Source organism: Arthrobacter sp. CAN_A212 (assembly GCF_015752345.1).
Classification (GTDB): Bacteria; Actinomycetota; Actinomycetes; order Actinomycetales; family Micrococcaceae; genus Arthrobacter_D.
The window spans coordinates 137161-148758 of record NZ_JADOUT010000004.1 but is presented as its reverse complement, the minus strand read 5'-3'; the positions used below and the strand labels follow the sequence as shown (position 1 = coordinate 148758).

Annotated in this window: 12 protein-coding genes and 1 pseudogene; 12 read left to right on the top strand and 1 reads right to left on the bottom strand. The window is 67.1% G+C overall.

All coding sequences use genetic code 11. From position 1 onward, the window contains the following. Positions 1 to 28 precede the first annotated feature (28 nt). The 8 genes from ruvX to nusB all read left to right on the top strand — a co-directional run bounded on the left by ruvX (position 29) and on the right by nusB (position 6806). On the top strand, positions 29 to 619 hold the full coding sequence (gene ruvX, locus IWX64_RS05750; protein ID WP_334683175.1) for a Holliday junction resolvase RuvX: 591 nt from the start codon (positions 29 to 31) through the stop codon (positions 617 to 619). Further along, entirely contained in the window at positions 616 to 1887 is a 1272-nt protein-coding gene (gene mltG / locus IWX64_RS05745) for an endolytic transglycosylase MltG (RefSeq protein ID WP_196866192.1), read from the top strand. The genes ruvX and mltG overlap by 4 nt, the downstream gene beginning before the upstream one ends. Beyond that, positions 1888 to 2793 (top strand): shikimate dehydrogenase, encoded by a 906-nt coding sequence (locus tag IWX64_RS05740; RefSeq protein ID WP_196866191.1) that lies wholly within the window; start codon positions 1888 to 1890, stop codon positions 2791 to 2793. 32 nt (positions 2794 to 2825) lie between these two features. Continuing rightward, positions 2826 to 4025: a chorismate synthase gene (gene aroC / locus IWX64_RS05735; protein WP_196866190.1), complete on the top strand. Its 1200-nt coding sequence runs from the start codon at positions 2826 to 2828 to the stop codon at positions 4023 to 4025. After that, complete coding sequence (locus IWX64_RS05730; protein WP_196866189.1) at positions 4025 to 4618, top strand: shikimate kinase; 594 nt, start codon at positions 4025 to 4027, stop codon at positions 4616 to 4618. Before aroC ends, IWX64_RS05730 begins: the two co-directional genes overlap by 1 nt. Continuing rightward, a complete protein-coding gene (gene aroB / locus IWX64_RS05725) occupies positions 4608 to 5699 on the top strand; it encodes a 3-dehydroquinate synthase (protein ID WP_196866188.1) in 1092 nt (363 codons plus the stop codon). Before IWX64_RS05730 ends, aroB begins: the two co-directional genes overlap by 11 nt. 136 nt (positions 5700 to 5835) lie before the next feature. Further along, complete coding sequence (gene efp / locus IWX64_RS05720; protein WP_019482818.1) at positions 5836 to 6399, top strand: elongation factor P; 564 nt, start codon at positions 5836 to 5838, stop codon at positions 6397 to 6399. Then, on the top strand, positions 6396 to 6806 hold the full coding sequence (nusB, locus tag IWX64_RS05715; RefSeq protein WP_171587123.1) for a transcription antitermination factor NusB: 411 nt from the start codon (positions 6396 to 6398) through the stop codon (positions 6804 to 6806). Before efp ends, nusB begins: the two co-directional genes overlap by 4 nt. Before the next feature lie 3 nt (positions 6807 to 6809). Here nusB and IWX64_RS05710 read toward each other — a convergent pair whose 3' ends face one another. Then, complete coding sequence (locus IWX64_RS05710; RefSeq protein ID WP_196866187.1) at positions 6810 to 7982, bottom strand: PrsW family intramembrane metalloprotease; 1173 nt, start codon at positions 7980 to 7982, stop codon at positions 6810 to 6812. Between the two features lie 144 nt (positions 7983 to 8126). Between IWX64_RS05710 and pyrR the strand changes: the two genes are divergently transcribed. The 4 genes and pseudogenes from pyrR to IWX64_RS17260 all read left to right on the top strand — a co-directional run. Next, positions 8127 to 8726 carry a bifunctional pyr operon transcriptional regulator/uracil phosphoribosyltransferase PyrR gene (gene pyrR / locus IWX64_RS05705; RefSeq protein ID WP_196866186.1) on the top strand — a complete coding sequence of 200 codons (600 nt, stop codon included), beginning with the start codon at positions 8127 to 8129 and terminating at the stop codon, positions 8724 to 8726. Then, positions 8723 to 9736 carry an aspartate carbamoyltransferase catalytic subunit gene (locus IWX64_RS05700; RefSeq protein WP_196866185.1) on the top strand — a complete coding sequence of 338 codons (1014 nt, stop codon included), beginning with the start codon at positions 8723 to 8725 and terminating at the stop codon, positions 9734 to 9736. Before pyrR ends, IWX64_RS05700 begins: the two co-directional genes overlap by 4 nt. Next, on the top strand, positions 9733 to 11070 hold the full coding sequence (locus tag IWX64_RS05695; protein WP_196866184.1) for a dihydroorotase: 1338 nt from the start codon (positions 9733 to 9735) through the stop codon (positions 11068 to 11070). Before IWX64_RS05700 ends, IWX64_RS05695 begins: the two co-directional genes overlap by 4 nt. Continuing rightward, positions 11058 to 11498, top strand: a pseudogene (locus IWX64_RS17260) (PH-like domain-containing protein); the annotation flags it as partial. The gene IWX64_RS05695 and the pseudogene IWX64_RS17260, both read left to right, overlap by 13 nt. Between the last annotated feature and the right edge of the window lie 100 nt (positions 11499 to 11598).

The following is an 11598-nucleotide window of genomic DNA, read 5'->3' as shown; positions in this document are numbered from 1 at the left end:
CAACCCAAGCGACCGGTGAGCACTGACAATGAGTGAGCACGGCACCGACGGCAACTATCCGCGGGGCGTCAAGATCGGCGTTGACGTCGGGATGGTCCGCGTGGGGGTGGCGAGCAGCGACAGCGGTTCGCTGCTCGCCACGCCGGTGCGGACCATGAAACGGGATCTGAAGAAAAAATCGGATCTCAACATACTCATTCGGGAGATCACCGAGCGGGAGGCCGTCCAGGTCTTTGTCGGGCTGCCAAGAAACCTGAGCGGCACCGAGTCGGCGTCGGCTGAGATGGCGCGCGGGTACGCCCAGGAGCTGGCCAACGCCATCGGCCGGGCCGGCCTGGCGGTCAGTGTCCGGCTGATCGATGAGCGGTTGAGCACGGTTTCGGCGCACCGGTCGCTCCGGCAAGCTGGCCTGAATACCCGCGACCACCGTAAGGTGGTAGATCAGGTGGCGGCTGTGAAAATTCTCCAGCACGCCATGGACATGCAAAGGTCACAAATGCGGGATGTGGGGGATCAGGTCGACGCACGTCGGCGGGATCATCCACAAGGGGATCCGCTGACCCCTACCAAGGAGCCAGTCATTACGGAGAACACCCGCGAAAGGAACCCGGAACTGTGAGCCACCAACACCCCCAGTTCCCGGCCGCCGACAGCGAGCCCGAGCGCCACGCCAACGACGGCGGGCATGACGAGGCATACGACCACCACGACGAGCACGACGTGCATGACGAGGCATACGACCACCACGACGAGCACGTCGAACCGGTGGACCAGTTCTTCGAAGCGCCCACCGGCCACCATCGCCACCGGGCGGCCAAAGCCAAGCAGCGCCGACGTCGCCGCCGCACAGTGATCATGCTGGTGGTGGTCCTCGGCTTCATCGGCGTGGTGGTGGCAGTCTCCCTGATGCTGCGCGACCTTCTGGGGCTGGACGACATCACCGACTACGCCGGACCGGGTGAGGGCAGCGTGGTCTTCACGGTTCCCGACGGCGCAGGCCCCCTGGCCATCGGCACCGGCCTTGAGGCCCAAGACATTGTCGCGGACGGGTCGGAGTTCGTGATGGCCCTTCAGCAGGTGGCGGACGGGCGTGAGGTCCAGCCCGGCGAATACGAGCTGAGCTACCAGATGTCGTCTGAGGGCGCCGCCCTCGCCCTGCTCGACGTCGAAGCGAACCAGGTGCTCTACGCGGCCGTCGCCCAGGGCCTCCGCCAGGGTGAGACACTCGACATTCTTGCCGAATCGACCGGAGTCCCCCGGGATGCCTTCGAGGAACTGGCCGCCGACCCCACTCAGTTCGGTATCCCCGAGGTTGCCCCCAGCCTCGAAGGGTATCTGGCGCCAGGGGAGTACCGGTTCGACGTCGGTGCCACCGCCGTGGAAATGATCCAGATCATGGTCGACAACAGTTTTGCCCTGCTGGAGGATGCTGGCGTCACCGACCCGGCCGAGCAGTTCCGGATTCTCACCATCGGCAGCATCATTGAAGCCGAGGCCGGCGAAGCCGACTACGCGGCCGTGTCCGGTTCGATCGATAACCGGCTCAAGGAAGACAACACCGAGACCAACGGGCTGATCCAGTCCGATGCGACAGTCACCTACGGGCTGGACCGGCGCAGTTTCGACTTTACCGAGGACGAACGCCGGGACGATTCCAACCCCTACAACACGTTCGCCAACCCGGGGCTGCCCGTCGGGCCCATCGGATCCCCGGGTGCGGAAGCCATTGACGCGGCGGTCAACCCGGCCGACGTTCCGTTCTACTACTGGGTGACAGTCGACCTGGACACCGGGGAAACCAAATTCTCCGAAACACTGGCCGAACACGCCGTCTACGTCGCCGAGTACCAGGCCTGGTGCGCCGACAACCCCGGCAGGTGCAGCTAGGTGACCCCGACGGCGCACTCCGCCGCCGGACCAGCCAGCCCTGGGCACAGTCTGCGGGCGGCAGTGATCGGGTCACCGATCGGTCATTCCAAGTCACCAGCCCTGCACCGGGCTGCCTATCAGCTGCTGGGCTTCGACTGCAGCTACGAGGCGATCGACGTGTCGCCGGAGGACCTCCCGGCCTTCGTCGAGAGCGTCCGCGCCGCCGGGAACTGGCGGGGACTATCGGTCACCATGCCCCACAAAACGGCGATGGTGCACCTGGTGGATTCCGTCACGTCTCTGGCGGGGGTGTTGGGCGTCCTGAACACGGTGACTGTTGATACCGGAGGGCCCCGGCCGGTCTTGACCGGCCACAACACGGACGTCGCCGGGATTATTGGTGCCCTCCGTCACGGCGGGGTGCTCGAAGCTCCCCGCTCCGCGGTGATCCTCGGCGGCGGCGGCACTGCGGCGGCGTCGCTGGCGGCCCTGCAGCAGCTCGGGGCCACCGGGGTCACCGTGTTCGCCAGGTCACCCGGGCGCGCCGCCCCGCTGCGCACGCTCGGCGACTCCCTGGGCGTTCCCGTGCAGCTGCGCGAATGGGACGCGGCGGCCACAGGACTCCTCGAGGCCGACGTCGTCATCTCCACCCTGCCCCCGGGGGGCGCCGACGCGCTGGCCAGCCAGCTGGGCGCACCGCGGGTGCACCCCACCCGGCCGGTCCTCCTGGACGTCGCCTACGACCCCTGGCCGAGCCCCCTCGCCGCAGCCTGGGAGGCGCGCGGCGGAACGATCGTGCCGGGACTGGAGATGCTCATCTACCAGGCCGTGGAGCAGGTCAGACTCTTCACTGGATCCAGATTTCCTGATCCAGCACGGGTCTTAAAAGTCATGTGTGACGCGGTCGGAGCGCCCGCTCGCTGAAACAGCCGCGTCACCGTGGCAGGATTGGAAGCATGTTGCGTTGGTTAACTGCCGGAGAATCCCACGGACCGGCACTGGTGGGAATTATTGAGGGAATGCCTGCAGGCGTGGAGATCACGAGCAGCGACATTCAAGCTGCGTTGGCGCGCAGGCGGCTCGGCTACGGCCGCGGCGCCCGGATGAAGTTCGAACAGGACCAGGTGAGCATCATCGGCGGTGTCCGTCATGGGCTGACCCAGGGCGGGCCGGTGGCCATTCAGGTCGGTAATACCGAATGGCCCAAGTGGGACCGGATCATGTCCGCCGACCCAGTGGACGCAGGCGAACTTGCCGAGCTGGCCCGAAACGCGCCGCTCACCCGCCCCCGCCCAGGCCACGCCGACTTTACCGGCATGCAAAAATACGGGTTCGACGAGGCACGGCCGGTGCTCGAACGGGCCAGCGCCCGGGAGACAGCGGCTCGGGTCGCGCTCGGCGAGGTGGCCTCGCGCTTCCTGTCAGCATTGGGAATCAGCCTGGTCAGCCACACCGTGGCGATCGCCTCGGTCGCCGTCCCCGAAGGGTCGCGGCTGCCCATTCCCTCCGACGTGATCGCCCTGGATCAGGATCCGCTGCGGTGCTTTGACCATGAGACGTCCCTGGCCATGGTGTCCGAGGTGGATGCCGCCCACAAGGAAGGCGAAACCCTGGGCGGAGTCGTCGAGGTGGTCGTGTATGGTCTGCCCCCGGGACTTGGCAGCTACGTCCACTGGGACCGGCGGCTCGACTCCCGGCTGGCGGCCGCACTGATGGGCATCCAGGCAATCAAGGGCGTTGAGGTCGGCGACGGATTCCTCACCGCGTCCCGACGCGGCTCACGCGCCCACGACGAGATTGTCCGCGGAGACTCCGGCATGATTGAACGCGCCAGCAACCGCGCCGGCGGCATTGAGGGCGGCATGAGCATCGGTGACACCCTGCGGGTCAGGGCAGCCATGAAACCCATCGCCACCGTGCCACGCGCGTTACGCACCATCGACGTCAGCACCGGTGATGCCGCCCGCGCGCACCACCAGCGGTCAGACGTCTGCGCCGTGCCCGCCGCCGGCGTCGTCGCCGAAGCCATGGTGGCCCTGGTAATCGCCGAGGCCGTGACCGAGAAATTTGGCGGGGACTCGGTCGGGGAGACCGCCCGCAACCTCCAGTCGTATCTGGAGGCCATCCCCACCGCACTGAACTCGGCCGGGAACTAATGGACTCAGCAGTCCGGGGGCCGGTGGCCTTCATCGGGCTGATGGCGACCGGGAAGTCAGTGGTGGGTGCCCAGCTGGCATCCCGCCTGGGCTGGACGTTCATCGACACCGACCAGCTGATCGTCGCCCGCCACGGACGGATCAGCAGGATCTTCAGCCAGCAGGGGGAGCAGGCCTTCCGGCGGCTCGAGGCCGAGGTGGTCGCCGAGGTCCTCACCGGGGCCTCCGCCGAAACGGTGGTCTCCCTCGGAGGTGGCGCGGTCCTCGACGAGGGCACCCAGGCGCTGCTCGCCGGCTCCCGGGTGGTCTTCCTCGACGCGGACCTGGCCACCGTCCGCCGCCGGATCACCCGGGACAGGAGCCGGCCCCTCCTGGCCGGTGACCCGGTAGAGGCGTGGACCCGGATGGACCGTGAGCGTCGACCGCTGTACGAACGCCTTGCCAACATCGTGCTGGACACCCGGGGCCGCAGCATCGACCAGCTTGTCACCGAGCTCGGCACACAACTTCAGCTTCCACCCGACCAGCATCACCACCACAAGCAGCAACACGACAAGCTTTCAAACAATGAGGGGGACAGTCATGCCGAATGAGCCGACCGTCATCAAGGTCACCGGGACCACCACCGCCGAGAACTACGACGTAGTGATCGGGCACGGACTGCTGGAGCGGCTTCCAGCAGTACTGGGTGAGCGGGTCCGCCGGGTTTTGGTCATCCATCCCCGGGCGTTGCGCAGCACCGGCGACACGGTGCGCGCGGAACTCGCGGATGCCGGGTTCACCGCCGTGACGGCCGAGATCCCCGACGCTGAAGAAGGCAAGCACATCCAGGTGGCGGCCTTTTGCTGGCAGGTGCTCGGCCAGAACGACTTCACCCGCTCCGACGCCGTCGTGGCTGTCGGCGGCGGCGCGGTCACGGATCTCGCCGGGTTTGTTGCCGCTACCTGGCTGCGCGGCGTCAAGGTGGTCCACCTGCCCACCAGCCTCCTCGGCATGGTTGACGCCGCCGTGGGCGGCAAGACCGGGATCAACACGGCCGAGGGCAAGAACCTCGTGGGGGCCTTCCACCCGCCGGCCGCGGTCCTGGCGGATCTGGACACCCTGCAGACCCTGCCGCGCAACGAACTCCTCACCGGGATGGCCGAGGTGGTGAAGTGCGGTTTCATCGCCGACCCGCGGATTCTCGAGCTGATCGAGGCCGACCCGGCGGCGGTGTCCGACGGCGGATCCGCAACGGTCCGGGAACTCATCGAACGGTCGGTCGCGGTCAAAGCCGACTTCGTCTCCGGCGACCTCAAGGACCACGGCCGTCGCGAATACCTCAACTACGGGCACACGCTCGGGCACTCCATCGAATTGGCCGAACGGTATTCCTGGCGGCACGGTGCGGCCGTCTCGGTGGGTCTGGTGTTCGCGGCTGAACTCTCCCGCATGGTCGGTCGGCTCGGCGACGAGGCAGCTGATCGTCACCGCAGCGTCCTTGAGTCGCTGGAGCTTCCGGTCACCTACCGCAAGGACCGGTGGGCGGCACTGCTCGACGGTATGCGTCGGGACAAGAAGTCTCGCGGGGACCTCCTGCGCTTCGTCGTCCTCGACGACGTCGCCCGGCCCAGCATGCTGGAGGTGCCGGACACGTCGCTCCTGTTCGCCGCGTACCAGGAGATTGCTTCCTAACCACCCGTTGCAGGGCCCGCCGCAGCCGTGGGCCGTCCCACAAGGTAGAATAGGCTCTGGACTTTTCCCACCCCACTGCATGTGGCCCCGGATACTTACTGCCCGGGGAACGATGTGTTCGAACGAAAGAGACTCTGTGGCTACCACAAACGACATCAAAAACGGCACGGTGCTGAAGCTTGAAGGCAACCTGTGGAACGTTCTCGAGTTCCAGCACGTCAAGCCCGGCAAGGGTGGCGCCTTCGTCCGCACGAAGCTGCGCAACATCCTGTCCGGCAAGGTGGTCGACAAGACCTTTAACGCCGGCCTGAAGATCGAGACCGCCACGGTGGACCGCCGGGACTACCAGTACCTGTACAAGGACGGCGAAGACTTCGTGTTCATGGACACGTCGGACTACGATCAGCTCACCGTGCCCGGCAAGACCGTCGGCCAGGCCGAAAACTTCATGCTCGAGAGCCTCATGGTCACCATCGCCATGCATGAAGGATCAGCCCTCTACGTCGAACTGCCACCCTCAGTGGTCCTCGAGGTCACCTACACGGAGCCGGGCCTGCAGGGCGACCGCTCCACCGGCGGCACCAAGCCAGCGACGGTCGAAACCGGCTACGACATCCAGGTTCCCCTGTTCCTGGAGACCGGCACCAAGGTCAAGGTCGACACCCGCACCGGCGATTACCTGGGACGCGTCAACGAGTGAGTGCCCGCAGTAAAGCCCGCCGCAGGGCACTGGACATCCTTTTCGAAGCGGAACAGCGTGCCGTTTCACCCCTCGAGGCGCTCAAGGCCCGACGGGAAAAGACCGACACCATCGTCGCTCCCTACTCGGTGGATATCATCGAGGGTGTCATGACCCAGGGCGAGCAGATCGATGAATTTCTCGGCACCTACTCGCAGGGCTGGACCCTCGACCGGATGCCAGCCGTGGATCGGATGATCCTCCGCATTGGCGCCTGGGAACTGCTCTACAACTCGGACGTGCCCGACGGCGTCGCAGTCAGCGAGGCCGTGGAACTGGCGAAAATGCTCTCCACCGATGAGTCGCCCGCCTTTATCAACGGCCTCCTTGGTCGTCTTCAGCAGTTGAAGCCGACACTGCTCGCCTAGCACTCAGGCGTTGGTGTGCCGGTGGGCCGCCGTAAACAGCTCGTTCCGTAATCGGGTGACATCCGCTAGCAATAGCTGTTCCCGGGCGATGTTCAGGTGCCGGTCGTGGCCCGCGACGATGCGCTGGCGGGTGAACGCCAGCCGGGTGGCCGAGCGGATGAACGCCTTCATGGTCTGCTGGCGGCCAAACCGCCGCGCCCAGCCGAGGGCCTGCGAACGACCCCCGGGGGTAGCCAGCATGTGCACCTCCTGGGCGGTGAACCAGCCTGCCGCCGCATACCCACCGAGCCGATCCTCGGTCAGACGTCGTTCGGCACGCCGGAGGGCCACGATACTGGCCAGGGCGGCGAGGAATAGGGGGAACTGGATCAGGAAATAGAACTCAAAGAAATCGGTGAACAGCACCAGCAGGCCACCGTTCCACAACATGTGCCCAGCGATGGCGGGAACCAGACCGACCAGGAACGCGGGGAAGATGTAGCGCCGGCCGCTGCGGGCCACCGCCAAACCCACCACGGTGCCAAGGGCGGCGGTGAACATCACGTGGGCGAACGGGGAGAACAGGCCCCGGATCACGAACACCGAGACCAGGCCGCCCAGCCCGCCGCCGTCCAACGCGGCCGCGCCAAAGTACAGAATGTTCTCGCTGAAGGCGAAGCCTGCCCCCACCATTCCTGCGTACACAATCCCGTCGACGGGTCCGTCGAAGTGGCTGCGCCTGGAGAACACCAGTACCAGCACGCCCAGCCCCTTGGCGATCTCCTCCACCAGCGGTGCCTGCAGTACCGGGCCAATCACATCCGATGGCGTAGCAGCCAGCGCCACGGACAGCAGTTCGGTCACATAACTGCCCAACACCAGGGCCGCCACCACCGAGATTCCGGCCCCCCACAGGAACGCAAACCAGAGCGCACCCCGCGGTTCGGGATCCCACCGGTCGATCCACATCAGACCCGCCACGCAGATGGACAGCGGGATCAGCGCAAGGATCCCGCACAGAATCAGTGCGACGCCGCCAAGGGTGGTACTCAGGAACCAGGCGAGGAGCACCAGGACCAGGGCGGCCACCGCCACCAGCAGGACATTCACGACGCCGGGGCCCCGACGCACCCCCTGCTTCCAGACCGGGCGTAGAGGCTGTGGGGATTCCCAGTGCGGTGGGGCGGTGATGTTCATCCTCACACAATAGATCGTCGCGGCAGGGCGTCATATAAAGGAGCGACAGCTCAGAACGCGGCATGTGCTGTGATAGTTTTGACAGCGCAACCAACCTTTAAATTCCGTCCTGTGAGGCGGGGAAGGAGGAAGCGTCCAATGAACATGCCTGCACCTCAGTCTGAGAATGTGCTCTCGCGTGTCGTTCTCGCCGAAGCCGATATTGACCGTGCGCTCACCCGCATTGCCCACGAGATCCTCGAGGCCAACAAGGGGACCGCCGATCTGGTGCTGCTGGGTATCCCACGCCGCGGCTACCCCCTCGCCCAACGGCTGGCCCGCAAGATCGCGGCCGCCGAAAACCAGGCCACCGGATCCTCGCTCGACCCCGCCGCCATGGTCGGACAACTCGACGTGACCATGTTCCGGGACGACCTCCGCCACCACCCCACCCGCTCGCCGCTGCGGACCCAGCTGCCGCCGTCGGGCATTGACAACAAAGTGGTGGTGCTCGTCGACGACGTCCTGTACTCCGGGCGGACCATCCGTGCCGCCCTCGACGCCCTCGTGGACCTGGGGCGACCGCGGGCCGTCCGGCTGGCAGTCCTGGTGGACCGCGGGCACCGGGAACTCCCCATCCGGGCCGACCACGTGGGAAAGAACCTTCCCACCTCCTCCGTGGAGAAGGTACGCGTCCACCTCGCCGAAATCGACGCCGTGGACGGCCAGCCGATCAACGAGGTTGTCATCGAGGGCCCCGCATGAGGCACCTGCTGTCCACCCGCGACCTGTCCCGGTGGGACGCCATCCGGATCCTCGACGTGGCTGAGGAAATGGCGGCAGTGGGGGAGCGGGAGATAAAAAAACTTCCCACCCTCCGCGGTCGCACCGTGGTGAACCTGTTCTTCGAGGACTCCACCCGGACCCGGATCTCCTTCGAAGCGGCAGCCAAGCGCCTGTCCGCCGACGTCATCACCTTCGCAGTGAAGGGGTCGTCCGTGTCCAAGGGCGAGTCGCTGAAGGACACAGCGCAGACCCTTGAAGCGATGAGCGCGGACGCCGTCGTGATCAGGCACTGGGCCTCCGGTGCACCCGCCCGGCTGGCGACGTCGGACTGGATCGACGCCGCGGTGATCAACGCGGGGGACGGGATGCACGAACACCCCACCCAGGCACTGCTGGATGCCTTCACCCTGCGCCGCCACTGGGCGAAGCTCAACGGCGTCCCCTCCCACGGGTCCGACCTCTCGGGCATGGCGGTCACCATCGTCGGCGACGTGCTGCACTCCCGGGTGGCGCGGTCCAACTTGTGGCTCCTGGTGACGCTTGGCGCGACGGTGACCCTGGTGGCGCCGCCCACCCTCGTCCCGGTCGGAGCCGAAGACTGGCCCTGCCGGATCACCTACAACCTGGACGAAGCCCTCGCCGCCGGCCCCGACGCGGTCATGATGTTGCGGCTCCAGGCCGAACGGATGAACGCCGCCTTTTTCCCCTCCACCCGCGAATACTCCCGCCGCTGGGGGTTCGACGACGCACGGCTGGCGGCCCTCGATACGCACGGGCTCAACCACACCGTCATCATGCACCCCGGGCCGATGAACCGTGGTCTGGAAATTTCGGCCGCAGCAGCCGATTCGTCCCGCTCCACCGTGCTGGCGCAGGTGCGCAACGGAGTATCGGTCCGGATGGCTGCGCTGTACCTGCTGCTCGCCGGTGAGGACCAGACGGGTCCCGCTCCGGCACTTCCCACCCCCACCCAGGAGAACCACCGATGAACGCATCAGCCCGCTACCTCATCCGCGGCGCAGCGCTGCTCGGCCGGGAACGCTCCGACCTGCTGATCACTGACGGTGTGATCGCCGGCGTCGGACCGGGCCTCTCGGCCGCAGGGGCAACGGTGATCGACGCCGACGGCCTTGTCGCCCTGCCCGGGCTGGTAGACCTGCACACCCACCTCCGCGAACCCGGCCGGGAGGACGCCGAAACCGTTGAAACCGGCACCCGCGCCGCGGCGAGGGGCGGCTTCACTGCGGTCCACGCCATGGCTAACAGCACCCCCGTCGCCGATACCGCAGGCGTCGTGGAACAGGTCTACAGCCTGGGCCGCCGGGCCGGTTGGGTGGAGGTCCGCCCGGTTGGTGCCGTCACCGTGGGGCTCGGCGGCACCCAGCTCGCCGAGCTCGGTGCGATGGCGGACTCGCGCGCCCGCGTCCGGGTGTTTTCCGACGACGGCGTGTGCGTCAACGACCCGGTCCTGATGCGCCGTGCGCTGGAGTACGTCAAGGCGTTCGACGGCGTGATCGCCCAGCACGCCCAGGAACCCCGGCTCACCGAGGGAGCCCAGATGAATGAGGGGGCCGTCTCGGCCGTACTCGGCCTGACCGGCTGGCCTGCGGTCGCCGAGGAGAGCATCATTGCCCGGGATGTCCTCCTGGCGCACCATGTGCAGTCCCGCCTCCACGTCTGCCACGTCTCAACCGCCGGATCGGTGGAGATCATCCGCTGGGCCAAGGCCCGCGGCATCAGGGTCACCGCCGAGGTCACCCCCCACCATCTGCTCCTCACCGATGAGCTGGTGCGCACCTACAACCCGGTCTACAAGGTGAACCCGCCACTACGTACCGGCGAAGACGTGCAGGCCCTCAGGGAGGCCCTGGCCGACGGCACCATCGATGTCGTCGGCACCGACCACGCACCCCACCCGTCCGAACACAAGGACTGTGAGTGGGCGCAGGCCGCCATGGGCATGACCGGGCTGGAAACGGCACTGTCGGTGGTGCAGCACACCATGATCAACACCGGCCTGATGGACTGGGAGGGTTTCGCCCGCGTCACCTCCCACACCCCCGCAGCGATCGGCGGCCTGGAGCGCCAGGGCCGGCCACTGGCCGAGGGCGAGGCAGCTAACGTCACACTCGTTGATCCGGAGGCACGATGGGTAGTCGATCCGGATAAAATGGCCACGATGGGCCGCAACAGCCCATTTGCCGGCACGGAGCTACCCGGGGCCGTCCACGCCACGTTTTTCCGGGGCCACCCGACCGTGCTGGACGGCCGCCTGAACACCCCGCACCCAACAGCAGCTGAGGAATCCACATGGACTGGCTAATGCCCGTCGCCCTCTCCACGGGCATCATCGCCGCCGTCATCACCCTCGGGGTACTGGGGTGGCGCGGCCGCCTGGCCCGGCAGCGGGACGTCCCCGCCCCTCCCGAAGCACCCGAGGTGCTCAGCGACCCGGTGTACGTCGCCAACGGCCAGTACGTGGTCACGACGACGGCGGGGGACTGGCTTGACCGGATCGCCGTCCACGGCCTGGGCGTGAAATCCAACGCGACCGCCAGCGTCCACGAGGAGGGCATCATGGTGGTCCGCAGCGGCGCCCGCGACCTGTTCATCAGGCGTGCCGACCTCAGGAGCGTCCGGCTGGACCGCGGGATGGCCGGCAAATTCGTCGAGAAGGACGGCCTGGTGGTCTTCACCTGGGCACTGAACGGGACACCCGTCGACACCGGCTTCCGCACCCGCCAGGCCCAGGACCGCAACGGGCTGTTGGGCGCCGCCGCGGCCCTCGCCCCCGCCAGCCCTCAGCCGTCTCCCAACACCCACACCCCCCCCGGCACAGAGTCAAAACCCC